Source organism: uncultured Kriegella sp. (assembly GCF_963975415.1).
Taxonomy (GTDB): Bacteria; Bacteroidota; Bacteroidia; order Flavobacteriales; family Flavobacteriaceae; genus Kriegella.
Genome location: NZ_CAXBGN010000002.1, coordinates 683165 through 704146, shown reverse-complemented (window position 1 = coordinate 704146; position 20982 = coordinate 683165). Strand labels below are relative to the sequence as shown.

Annotated in this window: 18 protein-coding genes; 14 read left to right on the top strand and 4 right to left on the bottom strand. The window is 41.1% G+C overall.

What is annotated here, in order from left to right:
• The first annotated feature begins 27 nt into the window (after positions 1–27).
• From AACZ88_RS06835 to AACZ88_RS06810, 6 genes are all read left to right on the top strand, one after another.
• Positions 28–561 (top strand): DUF177 domain-containing protein, encoded by a 534-nt coding sequence (locus tag AACZ88_RS06835; protein ID WP_339708126.1) that lies wholly within the window; start codon positions 28–30, stop codon positions 559–561.
• Positions 562–567: 6 nt separating this feature from the next.
• Positions 568–765: a 50S ribosomal protein L32 gene (gene rpmF, locus AACZ88_RS06830; RefSeq protein ID WP_339708123.1), complete on the top strand. Its 198-nt coding sequence runs from the start codon at positions 568–570 to the stop codon at positions 763–765.
• A 243-nt stretch (positions 766–1008) separates the two neighbouring features.
• Positions 1009–2004, top strand: coding sequence for a beta-ketoacyl-ACP synthase III (locus AACZ88_RS06825; protein ID WP_339708121.1), 996 nt, complete (start codon positions 1009–1011; stop codon positions 2002–2004).
• 47 nt (positions 2005–2051) lie between these two features.
• Positions 2052–2543: an acetyl-CoA carboxylase biotin carboxyl carrier protein gene (gene accB / locus AACZ88_RS06820; protein ID WP_339708118.1), complete on the top strand. Its 492-nt coding sequence runs from the start codon at positions 2052–2054 to the stop codon at positions 2541–2543.
• Positions 2544–2639: 96 nt separating this feature from the next.
• A complete protein-coding gene (gene accC, locus AACZ88_RS06815; protein WP_339708115.1) occupies positions 2640–3992 on the top strand; it encodes an acetyl-CoA carboxylase biotin carboxylase subunit in 1353 nt (450 codons plus the stop codon).
• A 295-nt stretch (positions 3993–4287) separates the two neighbouring features.
• The gene (locus tag AACZ88_RS06810; RefSeq protein ID WP_339708112.1) at positions 4288–5403 is read left to right on the top strand and encodes an FAD-dependent oxidoreductase; all 1116 of its coding nucleotides are present in this window, start codon (positions 4288–4290) and stop codon (positions 5401–5403) included.
• A gap of 53 nt (positions 5404–5456) precedes the next feature.
• On the opposite strand, the gene AACZ88_RS06805 is transcribed toward AACZ88_RS06810, so the two are convergent.
• The 3 genes from AACZ88_RS06805 to AACZ88_RS06795 form a co-directional block, all read right to left on the bottom strand.
• A complete protein-coding gene (locus AACZ88_RS06805; protein WP_339708109.1) occupies positions 5457–5879 on the bottom strand; it encodes a hypothetical protein in 423 nt (140 codons plus the stop codon).
• A 29-nt stretch (positions 5880–5908) separates the two neighbouring features.
• Positions 5909–6919, bottom strand: a complete 1011-nt coding sequence (locus tag AACZ88_RS06800; protein WP_339708106.1) for a hypothetical protein — start codon at positions 6917–6919, stop codon at positions 5909–5911.
• Between the two features lie 151 nt (positions 6920–7070).
• Positions 7071–8231: a toll/interleukin-1 receptor domain-containing protein gene (locus tag AACZ88_RS06795; RefSeq protein ID WP_339708103.1), complete on the bottom strand. Its 1161-nt coding sequence runs from the start codon at positions 8229–8231 to the stop codon at positions 7071–7073.
• A 208-nt stretch (positions 8232–8439) separates the two neighbouring features.
• On the opposite strand from AACZ88_RS06795, the gene AACZ88_RS06790 reads away from it, so the two are divergent.
• The gene (locus AACZ88_RS06790; RefSeq protein WP_339708100.1) at positions 8440–10164 is read left to right on the top strand and encodes an IlvD/Edd family dehydratase; all 1725 of its coding nucleotides are present in this window, start codon (positions 8440–8442) and stop codon (positions 10162–10164) included.
• Positions 10165–10614: a 3-oxoacyl-ACP synthase gene (locus AACZ88_RS06785; RefSeq protein ID WP_339708096.1), complete on the top strand. Its 450-nt coding sequence runs from the start codon at positions 10165–10167 to the stop codon at positions 10612–10614.
• 63 nt (positions 10615–10677) lie between these two features.
• On the opposite strand, the gene AACZ88_RS06780 is transcribed toward AACZ88_RS06785, so the two are convergent.
• On the bottom strand, positions 10678–11154 hold the full coding sequence (locus AACZ88_RS06780) for an Lrp/AsnC family transcriptional regulator (protein ID WP_339708093.1): 477 nt from the start codon (positions 11152–11154) through the stop codon (positions 10678–10680).
• 206 nt (positions 11155–11360) lie between these two features.
• Here AACZ88_RS06780 and eat point away from each other — a divergent pair, with 206 nt between their 5' ends.
• The 6 genes from eat (at position 11361) to AACZ88_RS06750 (ending at position 20974) form a co-directional block, all read left to right on the top strand.
• The gene (eat, locus tag AACZ88_RS06775) at positions 11361–12674 is read left to right on the top strand and encodes an ethanolamine permease (protein ID WP_339708090.1); all 1314 of its coding nucleotides are present in this window, start codon (positions 11361–11363) and stop codon (positions 12672–12674) included.
• Between the two features lie 8 nt (positions 12675–12682).
• Entirely contained in the window at positions 12683–14038 is a 1356-nt protein-coding gene (locus AACZ88_RS06770; protein ID WP_339708086.1) for a glutamine synthetase family protein, read from the top strand.
• Between the two features lie 48 nt (positions 14039–14086).
• A complete protein-coding gene (locus AACZ88_RS06765; protein WP_339708083.1) occupies positions 14087–15229 on the top strand; it encodes an iron-containing alcohol dehydrogenase in 1143 nt (380 codons plus the stop codon).
• Between the two features lie 9 nt (positions 15230–15238).
• Complete coding sequence (locus tag AACZ88_RS06760) at positions 15239–15979, top strand: gamma-glutamyl-gamma-aminobutyrate hydrolase family protein (protein ID WP_339708080.1); 741 nt, start codon at positions 15239–15241, stop codon at positions 15977–15979.
• A gap of 27 nt (positions 15980–16006) precedes the next feature.
• Entirely contained in the window at positions 16007–17374 is a 1368-nt protein-coding gene (locus AACZ88_RS06755; protein ID WP_339708077.1) for an aldehyde dehydrogenase family protein, read from the top strand.
• 405 nt (positions 17375–17779) lie between these two features.
• A complete protein-coding gene (locus AACZ88_RS06750; protein ID WP_339708074.1) occupies positions 17780–20974 on the top strand; it encodes a SusC/RagA family TonB-linked outer membrane protein in 3195 nt (1064 codons plus the stop codon).
• Positions 20975–20982 lie beyond the last annotated feature (8 nt).

Here is a 20982-nt window from a genome sequence, read left to right as displayed (position 1 = left end):
GCGTACTTAACAATATAGCAGTGTTACATGATGAAGCAAAAGGAGTTTAGTATTCCTTTCTCTGGATTGAAGCAAGGAAAACACGAGTTTAAGTATAGTATTGACAAAAAGTTCTTTGAATCTTTTGAGTATGATGAGTTTAATGGTGCCGATATTGACTTAGCGGTCATTTTGAATAAAACGGGTACTATGTTAGAACTCGATATGAGGGCTTCGGGATTGGTAAATGTCGATTGTGACCTTACCAGAGAACCCTTCGACCAAGAAATAGAGGCTAAGCTCGAACTTGTGGTTAAATTTGGTGACGAATTCAATGACGAGGACGATGAGCTTTTGATTATTCCGCATGGGGAACATCAAGTGAACATAGCTCAGTATGTCTATGAGATGTTGGTGTTGGCCGTTCCCCAAAAAAGAATACATCCAGGGGTAGTAGACGGCACGCTTAAATCGGAAGCACTTGAGAAATTGGCGGCCCTGCAACCAAAAGAGACCAAGGAAAATAAAGATGAGAATGATCCCAGATGGGATACACTGAAAAAATTATTAACGGATAAATAAGTTAAAATGGCGCATCCTAAAAGAAAAATTTCAAAAACCAGAAGGGATAAAAGAAGAACGCATTATAAAGCCGTAGCTTCTACTTTGGCAACGGATCCTACTACTGGTGAAATACATTTATTCCACCGTGCACATTGGCATGAAGGTAAATTGTACTATAAGGGCCAGGTTTTGATTGACAAAACTGAAGAAGCAGAAGCCTAGAAACAAGGGCATTGAAATAAGAACTCTCACTCTTTCAAGATTGGGAGTTTTTTTGTTGACCAAAAGTAAGATTATTTTTTTCGAGTCCCCGCATTGCCATGTAGTTCGATTATATGGTAATTCTTGGATATTCATAGGAATTCTAAAAAATCCGGATTTTAATCAGAAAGTCGTAAAAAATCACTAATTTTCACAACTTTTGATATGTTTTTGAAGGTTTTCTGATACAAAAACAACTTTAGCATGAACAAATTTTCAGCAGCTATAACGGCTGTGGGGGCATATGTGCCTAACTTTGTATTGACCAATAAGATGTTGGAAGATATGGTAGAGACCAACGATGAGTGGATCACTACCCGAACGGGGATTAAGGAAAGAAGAATTTTAAAGCCCGAAGAAGGCGAAGGAACTTCCTATTTGGCCATAAAGGCTACGGAAGACCTCCTTCAAAAAAAAGCGATTGACCCCAAGGAAATCGATTTGATATTGGTGGCTACGGCTACCCCAGATATGTTTGTGGCTTCAACAGCGGCTTTATTGGCCTCTAGTATTGGGGCAACAAACGCTTTTTCATATGATTTGCATGCGGCATGCTCCAGTTTTTTGTATGGCATGTCAACGGCTGCAGCTTATATAGAATCTGGCCGATATAAAAAAGTATTATTGGTAGGAGCAGATAAAATGTCATCGATTGTAGATTATACGGATCGAACTACTTGCATTATTTTTGGCGATGGCGCAGGAGCCGTTCTCTTTGAACCCAATACAGAAGGTTTGGGGCTTCAAGACGAGTATTTGCGGTCAGATGGTGTGGGAAGAAACTTTTTGAAAATGGATGCTGGAGGTTCGTTGTTGCCCGCCTCGGAGGAAACGGTCAAGAATAGACAACATTTTATCTATCAAGATGGCAAAACCGTATTCAAGTTTGCAGTAACCAATATGGCCGATGCAGCGGCAAAAATAATGGAGCGCAACGACTTGGAAGGGGATGATGTAGCGTGGTTGGTACCTCATCAAGCTAATAAAAGAATTATTGATGCAACTTCTAATCGAATGGGTCTTGATAGTTCAAAGGTGATGATGAATATTCAACGCTATGGTAATACCACATCGGCCACTTTGCCACTGCTCTTAAATGATTATGAAGGCCAATTAAAGAAAGGAGACAAGCTCGTTTTTGCCGCGTTTGGCGGAGGGTTTACCTGGGGTTCCATTTATTTGAAATGGGCCTATAATTAGCGCTATTAAGTTCTTCAAAACCAAATTATAAAATAAAACCAAATTTCATGGATATAAAAGAGATTCAGAGCCTGATTAAGTTTGTAGCGAAATCAGGTGCGACCGAAGTAAAGCTAGAAACAGACGATATTAAGATTACCATTCGTACAGGTGATGGCAATTTTAAAGGTGCGACTACTATGGTACAACAGATTCCGGTAGGGCAACCTATTGCGCCTATGTCTCATGCCCAGCCCGAGGCGCCTGCAGCACAGCCTGTGGAAAGTACATCGAAAGATACCGTAAAAGACGATTCCAAATACATTACAATTAAGTCACCCATAATAGGTACTTTTTATAGAAAACCGTCTCCCGACAAACCTGTGTTTGTCGAAGTTGGTAGCGAAATAGCCAAGGGTGATGTACTTTGTGTGATTGAGGCCATGAAGTTGTTCAACGATATCGAGTCTGAAGTGTCGGGCAAGATAGTCAAGGTACTGGTAGAAGATTCCTCTCCAGTTGAGTTTGATCAACCCTTGTTCTTGGTAGATCCGTCGTAAAAATAAATCCCAATCCGATAGCAATCGGAACAATATTCAAACTCCGGTTCAAATGTTTAGAATTTGGAGGCTGTAATTTGAAATTTCAAAACGGTTATGTTTAAAAAAATATTGATTGCAAACAGGGGTGAGATTGCACTGCGAATTATTCGAACCTGTAAAGAAATGGGCATAAAGACCGTTGCCGTATATTCAAAGGCCGATGAAGAAAGTTTGCATGTAAGATTTGCAGATGAAGCGGTGTGTATAGGTCCGGCTCCGAGTAGTGAATCTTATCTGAAAATACCTAACATCATAGCAGCCGCAGAGATAACCAATGCCGATGCGATACATCCCGGTTATGGATTTCTATCCGAGAATTCAAAATTCTCGAAAATTTGTGCAGAGCATGAGATAAAGTTTATTGGTGCTTCAGGTGAGCATATTGACCGTATGGGCGATAAGGCTTCTGCCAAAGAGACCATGAAAAAGGCGGGAGTACCAACGATTCCTGGTTCGGAAGGACTTTTAAAAGATGTGGAGGATGCCAAAAAGATAGCCAAGAAAATGGGGTATCCGGTGATGATAAAAGCGACCGCCGGTGGTGGTGGTAAAGGAATGCGGGCCGTTTGGGCCGAAGAGGAAATGCAAGATCTTTTTGAGAGCGCGGTTCAAGAGGCCACAGCTGCTTTTGGAAATGGAGGCATGTACATGGAAAAGTTGATTGAAGATCCGCGCCATATTGAAATTCAGATAGTAGGAGACCAATATGGGAAGGCCTGTCACCTTTCAGAGCGGGATTGTTCTATTCAACGGCGCCATCAAAAATTGACCGAAGAGACTCCTTCCCCTTTTATGACTGATAAATTGAGGGATGCGATGGGTAAGGCAGCTGTAAAAGCATCTGAATTTATAAAATATGAAGGAGCGGGTACGATAGAGTTTTTGGTAGATAAGCACCGGAAATTTTATTTTATGGAGATGAATACGCGTATTCAAGTAGAGCACCCTATAACGGAGCAGGTAATTGATTATGACTTGATCAGGGAACAGATATTAGTGGCCGGTGGTGTCCCTATTTCCGGAAAGAACTATATTCCGAAATTACACTCCATAGAGTGCAGGATCAATGCTGAAGACCCTTACAATGGGTTTAGACCATCTCCTGGTAAGATTACCACTTTACACATTCCTGGGGGGCATGGCGTACGTATGGATACCCATGTGTATAGCGGCTATATGATTCCACCTAATTACGATTCGATGATTGCCAAACTTATTACTACGGCGCAGACCCGTGAAGAGGCAATCAACAAAATGAAACGGGCGCTTGATGAATTCGTAATTGAAGGAGTGAAGACAACGATACCTTTTCATAGGCAGTTGATGGATCACCCCGATTATTTGGCGGGGAATTATACCACTTCGTTTATGGAAAGCTTTAAAATGGACCCCAAGCCGGAAGAGTAGATAAAACTCTAGTAGAAAGAGCCGATTTAAAGCTTGTTCCTGGTCAAAATGCTCGGTGTTTCACTTGGGCGTACAAACCCAATGGTCGGTTTTTACTGATTGTCTGACTTTGATGCGCTTTGATTTGTTCTGTTTACCGATGAAATGTGTTTGAAAACGATAAATGAATACGAGACTTGCTTGTTTCTTTGAAATAAAACAGACCCTACGGTTTAAAAGGCTAGGAAAGCTTACCAGTGCCGAAAACTAGTGTACTAGCCGAAGACATAGGTCTTTCAGTAGTTATTTTATTGGTATGCGTTTGAGCTATTGGGAATACAAGACATGGCTGTCAGATATTGATTATACAATTGTCGGTAGCGGTATTGTAGGGCTTAATTGCGCGCTGCAATTGAGGAAACGTTTTTCGAAAGCCAAAATTCTAATACTGGAAAGAGGAACCCTTCCCCAAGGGGCAAGTACTAAAAATGCCGGATTTGCATGTTTTGGGAGCATTTCCGAGATTTTGGCAGACTTTCGAGAACATTCTAGGGAAGAGGTCTATGCATTGGTTGAGAAGCGATGGAAGGGCCTCGAACTACTCCGTAAAAATTTGCCCGACAAGACCATGGCCTTTCAACGGTATGGTGGCCACGAGCTTTTTTTAAAAACCCAACATGAACTGTTTGTCCAATGTTCGGAAAGAATTTTGGAAGTAAATGAAATACTACATCCCATTTTTAATGAGGATGTTTTTAAGCTGCAGGGAAACTCTTTCGGGTTCAAGAAGATCAAGCAAAACTATATTACCAATAATTTTGAAGCGCAGCTCGATACGGGTAAGATGATGGACTCTCTGCTGCAATTGGTGCAAAGCCAAGGAATTTATATTTTGAATTCAGTGGCAGTTTTGGAATTTTCTGAGCATGGCGTCGCGGTGTCGGTCAAAACCGATCAATTTGAATTTAAAACAAAAAAGTTGTTGATTGCTACAAATGGTTTTGCATCCCATTTATTAAAGAGGGAAAATGTAAAACCTGCGCGCGCACAGGTGTTGATTACCAAACCAATCGCAAATTTACATATCAAGGGAACTTTTCATTTAGATGAAGGGTATTACTATTTTAGGAATATAGATGGACGGATTTTGTTGGGAGGGGGTAGAAATCTAGACTTTAAAGGCGAGGAAACGGATGTTTTAGGAGAAACGGATCAAATACAATCTCAATTGGAAAAACTATTGGCAGAAGTGATTTTGCCAGAGACTCCCTTTAAAATTGAGCGAAGGTGGAGCGGCATAATGGGAGTGGGTAATGAAAAGATGCCTATAGTACAATCCATATCGCACAACGTATTTTGTGGTGTTCGTTTGGGGGGTATGGGTGTTGCAATAGGAAGCCTGGTTGGGAAGGAATTGGCCGATTTGGTATGATTCTTTTTCTTTCCCAATGGGCGTAGGTGCTGAAATACGATTTAACAATTGTATTAGCGTGACAAGACAACGTTTCCTTCAGAGGAATGTAATTCTATTTTGACAATGAAATGATTCGTTTCACTTATAGGAGTCATTTTGCCATTGTATGTTATCTTGTCACCATTTTCGCGCTCAATTGTAAATTCAATATCAAGACCGTTAAAATTACCTTTGAGGATATTGAAATGTCGGGGGTCATCATCATCCTCATGCTGCTCTTCACCTAAAATCGCACCTGATTGTACTGGACCATCGTCATATTTTGGGTCGTCAGGATACTGCAAATTCATAAAATAACCTTCTTCGCCATCGACCGGCCAAGTAGCTGTGAAGTCAGGAATAAATATTGTACCAGGCGGGTCAGAACCGCCACAACTTGTTATGACCGCCAATAGGCCAATCGCCATAATTTTAAATAAGCTAGATTTTTTCATAATTTAATATTTAGGTTCTACATATCAAATCAACCACTGATTTCAACTTGTAAATGGGAAAGAAATGGGTTTATCTTTCCATGCATGATATCGATTTGTCTTCCGAGGTCATCAGTCATTTCCTTGGTTTTTTTAAGTATGTCGCTTCGCATCTTTTTCTTTTCTTTTTTGCTTGCGGTACTTTTTCCATATTCTGCTATAGCCAAACGAATTTGCCGCAACCTAAGAATATAGGTAATATGGATATTGTCAAGAATGCCGCTCAAAATTGTCTCAAGTTCCCGACCTCTGGGCTCTTCCCAATGTTTTATAAAATCCAAGTGATACTTTGCTCTGTTGGCAGTAAGCTTTTCAAAAATATCGTTGTAAGCAAATATGGTAATACCCAGTTCTTCGAGATAATTTTGATCGTCAAAGGCGAAGCGTGCACTATCCTCAAACCGAGTTTGAACATCCCGCGCACGAACCATATAAGTCTTTAACACTTCCGAAATCAGTTCATATTGTTCTTTCTTTAAGGCTATATGTTCTTTTTCATGTACCCGGTTCACCAAATCTTTCATAAAGTTTTTTCGTGTTTGATTATCGGCAATCAGTCCCCGACCAATCAGTATGCTCCCTTTTCGCAGAATTATTTCATCTAGTCTTTGAAAGGTCACGGTAACTTCGTACACCCCGCTATTGATATCATCTTTAACCTCACCAAAAATAACTACCCCGGCTTTGTTCGCCTTAAGACTATCCTTTGATGCGGAGGGCAACGTTTGAATATTGGCTATTCTATTTTCCAGATTTCGATGTGATAGCACTCGATTATAATGCCTGCGCTCAAGCACAGTATAGAGACTGGAATTGATCAACTCGGTTTCAAAATCATCGGTAAGCATACTCCCAATTTCTTTGATCGAGGCATCACTCACCCTAAAGTCCCAAACGTATACAATCGAATCATTATTATTTGATTGATTCAAGGCGTTCACGTTCTTTGGTATAAGACATAAGAAGCAGATTATTAGCAGTGTGCGCGTAACAATTTTCATAAAATTGTCATATTGAGGGTTCATTATCAAGGTATTATAATTTTTGGTCGTATGCCATTGTCATTGTATGATTAGGCTTATTTTCTGTATAATTTGTTTTATTTCGAAGAAACAGACTGTTTCTAGAGTTGACAAAGAACTAGCTAGAATACTAGTCACACAATATGAGTTCTTCATTGTCTTTTGAAATCAACTTATCGGAAGAACAGCTAGTGGCTCCATCTTTAATTTCAAAATGGTAACTATCTTTCTTCTGTTCAACCCGAATCTTTATAAAGAGCAAATTTCTTTCTAGAACATTTGCTGGTTTACCATCTACAAAGACCGACCCATTTACCATAGTTGATGGCACAACAAGATCTACCGTATACATTGCTGCCGGTTCCGCGCTTGCTGTCTCTTCTTTTTGAATATTGGTGTTGAGAGTTGAATCTTTTTCGACAAGAACTACGGAATCATGGGGCGTGGAAGTGCCTGAGTCGACCTCTTCCGGAGCTGCATTTTCCGAGTTGATGCTAAATTGAGGAAGCACTAAAAATAAGGCTAAAACCCCAATAACGGCAGTTATTCCGAATTTGATGGCTCCGTTTTGATTTTTTCTAAAGAATTCTAGAAATGTAGTTGTTCCAAATATTTTTGTGCTGATTCGTACTAGAATGTTGGGGTTGCCACCAATGGGGTCTTCAATCGCTTTAGCGGTGTCGTCATTAAGCTTGACATCTTTGCTGCTGCTTATATCTTCATCGATTTTTTGACGAACAAGGCTATAGAGCTGCTCATAATCCGAGTTAATATGCCGATTGGTATTTAAAGTGTTGATGTCTTTGAGAATATTGGTCAACCGCGCAATATTATGGCGTATTTCGGTGTATAGGTTAAGGTCGTCGGTCACCCCTTGAATATTGGAAAGGTCTTTTAGCTCCCTGATTTTGATGTCTAGGTTTTCAGTTTCATCCTCCCAGTATTTTACAAGATCAATACGATCTGTCGCCTTGGCGATTTTAACATCATCCAACACCAATGGAAAAATTCGCTCGTAGAAGTTTTGGTTCTTAAAGATCTGCAGGAGTTCGAACATACAATTCTCAGACCGAAGGTATTTATTGCTAACAACCAGAATCACGCAATTGCCTTGACCTAGGCGCTCCATAAAATCTTTAATTCTTCCCTTATACTGCAAATCGTTTTTATCCCTAATAATGTGCACGTTCCGTTTTCCAAATGCTTTTTCAATAGCATCGACTATGGCATCGCTTTCAGGATTCCATGCATATGAAACATAAATAGAAGGTATTTCAAGACCTTTCTGCATAAACAGAAGTTTAAAATTTTAGGTATCAATGGGGGGGAACGATTCTAATATCAAATTACAAAAATTATTCGATTTCCCGTTCGGGGGTATTGAAATACCGAAGGGGTACGTTCTCGACATAAAATTGGTCCTTCCGAAATGTTTTAAATAAATCAGACTATAACTTATTATATTTGGAAGATAGCAACGGATTAAACAGCTTAGCAACATGGCAGAAAAGAAACATCTTCGCAGTAGTGAATGGTTCAAAAGTGATGACAAAAAAATGAACTTTACACACCGTTCATGGCTTAGAAATCAGGGCTATCCCGATGATTATTTTGAAGGAAAACCGGTCATCGGTATTTGCAATACATGGTCAGAACTTACGCCTTGTAATGGCCATCTTCGCGATGTTGCCGAGATTGTTAAACGCGGTATTTTAGAAGCAGGCGGAGTTCCATTGGAGTTTCCGGTAATGTCACTGGGTGAAACTCTTATTCGGCCGACAAGCATGCTTTTTCGAAATCTTGCCAGTATGGATACCGAAGAGTCGATTCGAGGCAATCCGTTAGATGGCATTGTACTGCTAACGGGTTGTGATAAAACCACGCCGTCGACGGTAATGGGGGCCTGTAGTGTGGATCTTCCGACCATTGTGGTTCCAGGCGGTCCCATGTTGAGTGGCCGTTTTCGAGGTGAAAAAATTGGTTCGGGGTCGATGAATTGGATGGTCAAGGAAAGACAGAAATTGGAGGGTTATACAGATGCTGATTTTATTGAAGCGGAGGTCTGCGTGGCTCGTAGCATTGGCCATTGTAACACTATGGGTACAGCGAGTACAATGGCTACAATGGTCGAAGCCTTAGGATTGACCTTACCCGGGTTTTCATCAATTCCTGCCGTTGATTCCCGTAAAAAACTTTTTGCCCAACTTTCCGGAAGACGTATCGTTGAAATGGTTAAGGAAGATTTAAAACTTTCCAAAATATTGACACGAAAAGCGTTTGAGAATGCCATTATAACAAATGCCGCCGTTGGGGGATCTACAAATTTGATTATTCATTTGACAGCTATTGCAGGCCGTATTGGGGTCGATTTAAAGTTGGAAGATTTTGATCGAATTGGTAGTAAAGTGCCGCTTTTGGTCAATCTTAAACCATCGGGCAAGCATTTGATGGAAGATTTTTTCTATGCAGGCGGACTTCCGGTGGTGCTAAAAGAATTAAAGGAACTGCTGCATTCAGACAGCGTTACCGTTAATGGCAAGGGCTTTTCGGAGAATTATGAGGATGCAGTTTGCTACGACACCGATGTGATATCTACTTTGAAAAAGCCTTTACAAACAGAGGCGGGTATTGCAGTGTTAAAAGGGAATCTTTGTGAGAATGGCGCGGTAATCAAACCATCCGCAGCATCGAAAGAATTGATGCAACACAAAGGCAAGGCAGTGGTTTTTGAGAGTATTGAAGATTATCACAACCGTATTGACGACCCACATCTTGATATTGATAAAGACAGTGTTATAGTACTAAAAGGAGTAGGCCCCAAAGGCTACCCGGGAATGGCAGAGGTTGGAAATGTAGATTTGCCCGAAAAATTGATACTTCAAGGTGTTAAAGATATCGTACGTATTTCCGATGGACGCATGAGTGGTACGGCAGCCGGAACGGTTATTCTCCATGTTTCACCAGAATCGACGGTTGGTGGTACCTTGGCCTTGGTGCAAAATGGTGACCTTATCGAACTTGATGTTCCCAATCGCAAACTACATCTAGATGTCTCCGATGCTGAACTGGCAAAGCGAAAGACGGCATGGAAAGCCCCTGAACCTTTGGCAAATAGAGGGTACGTGAAAATATATATCGACCATGTGGAACAAGCCGATAAGGGTGCCGATCTTGATTTTCTGGTCGGGGGCTCAGGTTCAAAAGTGGAAAGAGACTTGCATTAAATGACAACAAAACAAGAGCTCTATGATTTTTGTCGTGCGTTTGTTGACGATAGGATTATGCGAATTCAAAACAACATCAAAGGAATTCAGGAGTCTTTGACCTCGGAGACGAAAAGTAGTGCAGGCGATAAACATGAAACCGGTCGGGCGATGTTGCAACTGGAGCGTGAAAAGTTGGGGCATCAATTGGCCGAAGCCGAGAAGATGAAACAAACCCTGGTAAAGGTCGTGGTAAAGAATCATTTTGAGAAGGCGCAACTTGGGAGTTGGGTAAAAACCTCAAAAGCAGATTATTTTTTGGCAATTTCTGCTGGTGAGTATAAAACGAAGAGTCAAGCTGTATACTGCATATCTATTAAGACACCGATTGCACAACTCTTAATTGGTAAATCAAAGCATGATCGTGTGATGTTTAATGGTACCCAGATTGAGATTATCGATATCCTATAGGGCTTTCAGGGCCTGGTACGATGCCTAATTGCGTTTTTAATTTGGTAGGATCATAGTTGGTGTTTAGTGATTTTGATTGATAAACAAAGGCAGTCTGGTAGTGTTGATCACCTCTTTCATAACAAAATAACTTTCCATTTGACTGATGTTTTTTATAGTAGCCAGTTTTTTAAAATTAAATTCGTGGTAATGGTCGATGTCTTTAGTACACACCTTTAATTGAAAATCAAAAGCTCCGGTAACGTGAAGGCACTCCACCACTTCCGGAAATTTCTTTATTTCGTTCATGAAGGAAAGTGCCCCCTCTTCCGAATGTTTTTCAATTTTTACAGAAACCAGCACCATAACATTTAATCCCAGCTTTTTTCGGTTCAGTAAATACACCTTCTTCTTTAGTAATGAGAATGCAGTTAGTTTCTTGATGCGCTCGTAAACCGGTGTCAAAGTAAGGTTCGTCGCCAAGGCAATTTGTTTGTTGCTAATATTGGCATTCTCTTGCAGTAGGTCCAATATTTTGAGGTCTTTTCGATCGAGTTTCATTCTACAGTAGTTTTAGCCTAAAAAATGTTAGGAGGCACAGTATATTCCGAAGTATTTTACTGTATTTAAGATTAATTTATGCATAATTAACTAAAAATTAGTATAAATAGGTTTTTTGTTCTAAAAAAAATTAATTTCAGGTATTATTATACTGATTGATTATTGTGCTTTTCGCGTAATGTATATCAGTAATTAAATATCAAGGAATGAGCCAACCCAAACTAAAAAAAGTACTAAGTCCACTAATGTTATGGGGGCTAGGAGTGGGCTATGTTATTTCCGGAATGTATTTTGGTTGGAATTTAGGTTTGGCCGAAGGTGGTACCTATGGCTTGGCGATTGCGACATTCTTTATTATAATAATGTATGTTACCTTTACTTTTAGCTATACTGAAATGGCCTGTGCCATACCAAAGGCAGGAGGTGCTTTTGAATATGCCAATAGGGGTTTGGGAAAGCATTTGGGCTTTCTTGCCGGTATTACCCAGAATATTGAATTTGTTTTTGCTCCACCGGCTATTGCTGCCGCTATCGGAGCGTATTTGAATCTCATTTATCCCTCCATAGACCTGATGACATTTGCCATCGGTGCTTATATCATTTTTACCGGTATTAACATACTTGGGGTTAAAATTGCCGCCACTTTCGAATTGGTGATTACAGTTCTGGCCATAATCGAACTTCTGATTTTCTCGGGTGTAACCTTGCCTGAATTTGAATGGGCCAATATTCAATCAAACCCAATGCCCAATGGTTTTTCCGGTATATTCGCCGCTATACCTTTTGCCATTTGGTTTTTCTTGGCCATAGAGGGCGTGGCCAACGTTGCCGAAGAAGCAATTAACCCGCAACGTAGTATTTTAATTGGTTTTGGTTCGGCAATTCTAACTTTGGTTATCTTATGTGTGCTCACATTTGCTTCAGCGGTAGGGGTTGCCGGCTGGGAGGCTGTCGTATACCCAGAGGGAAGTACGGTCGCTTCCGATTCACCGCTACCGTTAGCCATATCCTATGTCGTTTCAAACAACCATTTTCTTTACAAACTTTTAGTAGGCATAGGCCTTTTGGGTCTTGTTGCTTCTTTTCACGGCATTATCCTTGCCGGGGGCAGGTCGACCTTTGAATTTGGTAGGGTGGGCTATGCCCCCAAGATTTTAGGGGCGATACATAGCAAGTATAGAACCCCGGCTAATTCGCTAATTGTAAATATGTTGGTGGGTATCGTTGCATTGTTCACGGGTAAAACGGGTGAAATAATTACAATAGCTTGTTTTGGGGCGCTTGGTCTGTACATTGTCTCAATGTTTTCCTTTTTTGCACTACGCAAGAAAGAGCCGTCACTAGAACGCCCTTTTAGAGTGCCCATGTTTCCATTATTTCCAATTACGGCCCTTGTTATAGCTATTGTTGCCTTTGTTTCAATGGCCTATTACAATTTTAATATAGCATTGGTTTTTATGGGAATAGTTGGTTTATCTTATATATATTTCTTACTGTTTTTAAATCATAAAATGGAATAAAAGTTATTATGGACAAAAAAGAGATAATATCAAGATTGAAAGAGAGTGGTCATGATAAGGTCAAATTGGCCATTGCCGATATCGATGGTGTGCTACGTGGAAAATTTATGCATATTGATAAGTTTATCGGCGCCTTAAAGGATGGGTTCGGTTTTTGTTCTGTTGTATTCGGATGGGATATGGACGACATGGCGTACGAAAAAGGAAAAGTTACGGGCTGGCATACAGGCTATGGTGACGAGAATGCTTATATCGATTTGGATACTTTTAGAACGATACCTTGGGAACGAGGTACTCCCTTTTTTCTCGCCGATTTTTCACAGGGTTCGAAGAGTTTTCCCGTTTGCCCGAGAAGCGTATTGAAAAAGGTGATTTCTGAAGGTGAAAGCATGGGTTTTTCGGCTATGTATTCCCAAGAGTTCGAATGGTTCAATTATAGGGAATCTTCAAGTTCGGTACACGAAAAGAATTTTTCGGGCCTGCAATCACTTACCTCGGGAATGTTCGGTTATTCAATGCTGAAGCTATCGGAAAATAGCGACTTTTTTCAAGATCTGTTCGATTTGTTGGCCGATTTTGGAGTGCCGCTAGAAGGGCTCCATACCGAAACAGGTCCGGGTGTAACCGAAGCCGCCATTCAATATAGCGGCATATTAGAGGCTGCAGATCGGGCAGTATTGTTCAAGACCGCCGTAAAGGAAATTGGCCATAAACATGGTATCGTACCAAGTTTTATGGCAAAACCTAGCAGTGAGCTTCCAGGGTGTAGCGGTCATGTACATCAGAGCCTTTGGAATTTAGAGCAAGACAAAAATCTTTTTTATGACGAGGGTCGGAAAGATAATATGAGTGCTGTTATGCGCAGTTTTCTAGCAGGCCAATTACTTTGTTTGCCTGAAATACTGCCAATGTTAGCCCCGACAATTAACAGCTATAAGCGTTTGGTAGAAGGCGCTTGGGCCCCGACCACCACAACATGGGGGCATGACAATAGAACTACCGCCTTACGTCCCTTGGTGGGCTCTGAGAAATCTACAAGGATCGAACATCGAGTAGTGGGTTCTGACACCAACCCGTACTTGGCCATGGCTGCATGTCTGGGAAGTGGGTTGTACGGAATAAAACATAAACTAGAACTGAATATTGAACCTACAGTAGGAAATGGTTACGAGGATTCTAAAAATGGGAAATTGCCATCCAATTTGTTGGAAGCTTCCAATAAAATGAGGGAATCTTCTTTAGCCAAGGAAATTTTCGGTGAAGAATTTGTGGATCATTTCACCTATACCCGTGAATGGGAATGGAAACAGTTTTCAGCGGCAGTTACCGATTGGGAAACCAAAAGATATTTCGAGATTATTTAGAAACAATCGCATATTTTTTTAAGCCTCTTAACCTAATTTGAAATAAAATTGAATCAGACCTATACTTTTAATTTTCCGACGCCCATACGTTTTGGGAGCGGTGTAATCGATGAGCTGGCCGATTATTTAAAGAGCCACAATTTAAAAAAACCTTTGTTCGTCACTGATCAAAATGTAGCCGAATTATCCTTTTTCAAGAAAATAAAAACTGATGTCGAGCGACAGGGGTTACAGGTGGAAGTGTTTACCGAGATGCACAAAAATCCCGTCAAATCTGATGTAATCAAGGGTGGGGAAGCATATCATAATTCGAAATGTGATTGTATTGTTGGAATCGGTGGAGGTGTCGCTTTAGATGTGGCTCGGGCTATTCTGTTGCGCGTAAACCACAAGCGAGACCTTTTTGATTATGATGATCTCATAGGCGGTGACAAATATGTAACTGAAGATGTGCCCCATTTTATAACCGTACCTACGACCTCGGGCACAGGCAGTGAGGTTGGGCGTAGTGCTATTATCTCAGAAGACGATACAAAAAAGAAAAGAATACTTTTCAGCCCTAAATTGTTGGCAAGAGTGGTATTTGCCGATCCACTTTTGACCATGGACCTTCCTCCATTTATCACGGCGGCAACGGGTATGGATGCCCTGACACACAATATGGAGGCCTATGTAGCGAAAGGGTTTCACCCCATGTGTGATGGTATTGCCCTTGAAGGCATGGCACTGATTGCCCAATCTTTGGAAAAGGCGACCAAAAACCCCGATGTTGAAGCACGATCAAAAATGTTGTTGGCTTCCTTGATGGGGGCGGTAGCTTTTCAAAAAGGGCTTGGGGTGGTACACAGTTTGGCGCATCCTTTATCGAGTATGTTCGATACCCACCACGGTCTGGCAAATGCTGTGAATCTACCTTATGGAATGGATTTCAATTACGAAGGATTTGAAGATCGATTCGATAAAATGGCTTTTGCCCTTGGGCTTGGGTCAAAAGAAGGAAATAAGGTAGTATCCCATCTTTTTGCGCTGAACGATAGCCTAGGGCTTCCCACAAAATTATCGGATTTGGGCGTTAAGGAAGAACACATCGACCAACTTTCGGTTTTGGCGGAAGCAGATTTTTGTCATCCCAATAACCCCAAGCCTGTTTCAATAGAAGATTTTAAAAAGTTGTATAAAAAAGCACTTTAATTACAACCCATGGTAAAAGTTGGAATCACTTCCTGTTTTATGTATCCCGATAAGGAACGTACGGTATTCGGGCCAAAGTCATTGAGTTATATAGAAAATGATATGGCACGGTATGTCGCCCAGGAAGGCGTTCTTCCCATATTGATTCCAGATGTCGAGACTATTTATTTGGAGGATATTCTGGCGGAAGTTGATGGTATCGTTCTTCAAGGAGGTAGTGATCTGGCGCCGGAAACCTATGGCGAAACCCCTATTGGTCGATGGAAAGGTGATGGGCATAGAGATCAATATGAATTAAGGATATTGGATTTTGCCATTAAAAATTCACTCCCCATCTTAGGCATTTGTCGGGGATTTCAATTGATGAATGCTTATTTCGGGGGGACGCTTTACCAAGATATCGGCACACAGCTCCCACAAGCTGATAGCCATAGGTCGGCAGAATTATACGATACTATAAAACACCCCATACAGTTTGTTCAAGACGCCTTTTTACATTCGCTGTATGGTGATATTAAAAATCCGCAGGTGAATACGGTACATCATCAGGCGGTAAAAGAATTGGGCCATGACCTAGAAGTCTATGCGAATTCCAATGACGGCTTGATAGAAGCGTTCGGATACACGAAAGAACCGCCAGGTAAGGTGATGGGGGTACAGTGGCATCCTGAATTTTCCAATACCCTGAAAGATGAACTGATTGATCCAAATATATTGTACGACGCCTTTTTGCAGCATGTAAATAGATGACAGCAGAAAATTAACTCAAATTCACAAATGAAAATAAAAAATCCGGCAACCAATACAGTAATAGCTGAACTAGCGGCTGATGATTCTTCGGAAATAAAATCTAAACTGAATATGCTCCGTACCGGACAAAAAGAATGGTCCCGCTTGTCGGTACATGACCGTTTAGATTGTATCATAAAGTTCGGTAAATTAATGCAGGCCAATAAAGAAGAGCTAGCCGCAACACTGACCAGTGAGACGGGGAAGCCCTTGCAACAGGCCTTGAACGAGATTGTCGGGGCTCAAAATCGAATCGACCATCTAAAAAATAATGCAGAAAAATGGTTGGCCGATGAGACCTTGGTAGATTCAGGTGCCACACACGAAAAAATCGTGTACGAACCTTTGGGAGTCATTGCTAATATCTCAGCATGGAATTTTCCTTATAACGTGGGATACAACGTTTTCCTTTATGCTTTGGTAGCCGGCAATTCTGTAATGTATAAACCTTCGGAATATGCGAGTCTCACAGGCAAACAATTTGAGAAGTATTTACATGAAGCCGGTGTTCCAAAAGACGTCTTCATGTGTGTTCTGGGCGATGGAAAACTAGGTCAAGCTATTCTTGAGCAGTCATTCGATGGTTATTTTTTCACCGGTTCTCACGCCACGGGACAAAAAATTGCCGGTACCGTAGCCTCTAAATTGGTTCCTGTACAATTAGAATTGGGCGGCAAAGACCCCTTGTTTGTTGCCGATGATGTACCCGATGTATCGGTAGCGGCAGTCAATGCGGCAGAAGGGGCATTTTATAATAATGGACAAAGTTGTTGTGCCGTAGAGCGGATTTATGTTTCAGAGGGAATTTATGAAGCCTTTGTCGATGCTTTTGTTAACGAGGTGGAATCGTATGTTCTAGGAGATCCCACCGACCTAGCCACTTTTATAGGTCCTCTGACACGAGAGCAGCAAATATCCATTCTTGAAAGTCAAGTGAGTGATGCAATCGCCAAAGGGGCGATATTGAAATCAGGAGGGCAGGCAATAGAAGGCGAAGGCTATTATTTTCAACCTACAGTGTTGATCGATTGTACCCATGATATGAAAGTGATGCAAGAAGAATCATTTGGCCCTATAATCGGGATTCAGAAAGTCAAAGATGATGAAGAAGCCGTAGCGCTGATGCAAGATACCGAATACGGACTAACGGCCGCCATTTTTTCATCAAACGAGGATAGAGCGATGAATGTACTTCGTGAGATGAATACGGGCACGGTCTATTGGAACTGCTGCGATCGTGTGAGTCCTAATATTCCATGGTCGGGAAGAAAGAATTCGGGTCTCGGGGCAACACTATCGGTGCAGGGCATTCGTGCGTTCGTCCAACCTAAATCTTACCATCTAAGACCAAAGTAAACCATACCGCCAAACCTTTTTTCAATGAAGAATTTTAGCTTAGACCACCTATTTTACTTAACTGTCTTAAAAATTAAACACTGCTATTTACCAGGCAGCACATAGTAGTTAGGAATAGGTACCGAATTAAATTCATAATGCACTCAGACAAACTTGTCGACCCCCTATTCATACATAGGGTGTAATTAAAGTTCCCCCCCTAGAAACATACACAGTTCACTGTTCTTGATATTCATACAATAAGTGTTTGGAGTGACCTAAATACTTGTTTAGAATTAATGTAATCATAAAATATGACGGAGTTACTTTAATGGTTTATTGGTTTTTTGTTAACCTAAAACAAACCTTTAAAGAAGTTTTTCAAGACAATTTTGCACCACGAATAATTAACCAAAATCAGTATCAATGAAAATGAAAAAAACGCTGTTAACACTGGTTCTTATCTTGTTCATAGGAACCTTAACGCACGCCCAGAAAATATTCTCGGGAAAAGTTTTAGATGAGAACAACACTCCTTTGCCAGGAGCTTCTGTTGTAATCAAGGGGAGCTCAACAGGGGTTGCCGCCAATTTTGATGGTAATTTTACAATTGAGGTATCAAACAACGATGAAGTGCTTCAAGTATCTTATATCGGATATGTTTCACAAGCGGTGAATATAGCTGGAAAATCATCGGCTACGATTGTATTGCAACCTGATTCACAGCAATTGGAGGAAGTTGTGGTAACTGCCTTGGGTATTACCCGAGCTGAAAAGAAATTGGGTTATGCTACCCAACAAATGGATGTAGCGACCATTGAAGAAGTAAAGGCCCCAAACGTAGGTAGTTTGTTTACGGGGCAAGTAGCTGGGCTTTCGGTTACGAACCCTACGGGACTTTTTCAATCACCTTCCTTTTCATTACGGGGTAAGAGTCCGTTGATTGTTATCGATGGTATTCCTGTAGAAACGAACTTTTTTGATTTATCCTCCAATGACATCGGTAATGTAAACGTATTGAAAGGTACTACGGCTTCGGCTTTGTACGGGTCAAGAGGTAGAAATGGGGCGATCTTGATTACCACTAAGAACGCTAAGACCGAGGGGCTCGAAGTTTCCATATCACATAACATGATGGTGACAGCGGGTTTTACGGTATTTCCTGAAACCCAAACGGAATACGGAAACGGCTCGAATGGCAAATATGAGTTTTGGGATGGAAAAGATGGTGGTGTATCCGATGGCGATATGATATGGGGCCCAAAGTTTGGTACCGGCCAGATGATAGCACAATGGAACAGTCCTATTCTTGATAATGTAAGCGGCGAGACCATTCCTTGGTGGGGTGATGTTGCAGGAACACTTTATGATGACAAATCACGATATTCACGGGTTCCAATTGCTTGGGAATACCATGATAACTTAAAAGACTTCCTTCAGACCGGATACATTTCAAACACCAATTTTGCTATTTCCCACAGAGGAGAAAAGGGATCTTTTCGGCTTTCAGGAACTTATGCCTACCAGAAAGACCGTGTGCCGAACTCAAGTTTGAATACTGGTGGATTGAATTTCAAGTCAACAAGCATACTATCCGATAAATTAACGTTGGACAGTAAACTATCCTATAATAAAGTCTACTCCCCTAACTACCCACGCCATGGGTATGGACCTAAAAACCATATGTATACGATTCTTATATGGATGGGAGACGATGTAAACGGAAAAGAACTTCGTGAGCACTTATATGTTCCCGGTCAAGAAGGCTATCGTCAGGCCAACTGGAACTATGCCTGGTACAACAACCCATATTTTGCTGCTCACGAGCTTAATCAGGTTTACGATGCCAACGTTATCAATAGCCAGTTAAAACTGAATTATAAAGTGACCGATGATTTTAATTTACAGGCAAGGGGATCTGCTGTTTTAAAGGATATATTCGAAGATCGTCAAAGTCCGAAAACATATTTGAACTATGGTGACCCTAGAGACGGCGATTATAAAACATGGAATCAAGACGTGCTTTTGGTCGATTATGACATTTTAGGAACGTACCAAAAAGAATTTAGCGAAAATTTTGGTTTTGATATTAATGCGGGGGCGTCTTCGCACTATAGAAAATATCAACAAGAATATAACGCCACCGATGGCCTTGTAGCACCCTTTGTTTATAGTTTGAATAACACTAGGGGTAATATTAAAGGCACCACGTATTATCAACAAAAGAGCATCAACAGTATCTATGCTACAATGGGAGTTGATATCTACAATGCATTGTTCTTAAACTTTTCGGCACGTAATGACTGGTCTTCTACTCTTCCGGAAGAGAACCGTTCGTATTTTTATCCGTCGGTATCGGCGAGTCTCGTTGTATCGAATCTTGTTACAATGCCAGAAGGAATTGATTACTTGAAAGTCTTTGGCTCTTGGGCAGAAGTTTCCAGTGACCTTTCGCCTTATCAGTTGTCTTCATTTTATAGCAATAGTGGGTTTTTTGGATCTAATCCGAGGTTGTCTTATCCTGGCGGCCTAGTCAATCCGCTAATAGAACCTCAAAAATCGGCATCCTTTGAAATGGGTACCAGCGCATCTTTCTTAAAAGGGAAATTTAAGTTGGACTTTACCTACTACAACACTGTCGACACCAACCAAATTATCAACCTACCCGTATCAGAGGCATCTGGTTTTACCGAAAGAAAGGTAAATGGCAACGAGTATACCACCAACGGGTTTGAGGTGGCATTAAACCTTACTCCGATTAGGAGTGACGACTTTAATTGGAACGTGAATCTTAACTGGACCAAATGGGTTAAGAAACTCACAGGCATTTATGACAATCAAGACCGTTATGGCAATTTAAGACTTGATGACCGCGCCGATAGTTATTATGGCACAGTATGGCAAAAGGCACCTGATGGCCAATTGATATTGAATAGCGACGGGCTTCCAGTACGAGATAATTTCAGTCAGTATCTGGGACATTTTGAACCAGATTGGCAACTGGGCTTCTTAAACAATTTTAAGTACAAGAACTGGGCTTTAGATGTGGGCATCGATGGTGTTTGGGGCGGTGTCTTCAATTCAACTACAGTTGAAAAAATGTGGTGGGGCGGTAAGCATCCTAACTCCACCGAATTCAGGGATGAAGAGTATGCTGCCGGTCAACCTGTTTATACACCGGTAGGGGTTAATGTCGTTAGTGGTGAATTGACTCAAGATACTGATGGAAACATTATTTCCGATAGTCGTGTTTTTCAACCCAATACCACAAAAGTTAACTGGCAGACATGGAGTCAGAACTATCCCTATAGAGCACGTGTTACCGAAGACGAAAATGAAAAATTCGCCAATGTTTTCGAACGTACTTTCTTTAAACTAAGAAGCGTTTCCTTAAAGTATGATTTTACCGATTTATTACGAATAAAAGGCCTAACGCATATCGACATGGCCTTGAGCGGATACAATCTTTTTATATGGAAAAAAGCACCTATTGTAGACCCCGACTTTGGTACGGGAAGGTCTGAGGGGGATCCAGAGCCGAGCACACATTTCGGAAATGAAAATAACTTGCAAGATCCATCATCCAGGTTTATTGGCTTGGGTATCAATATGAAATTTTAATCCCAAAG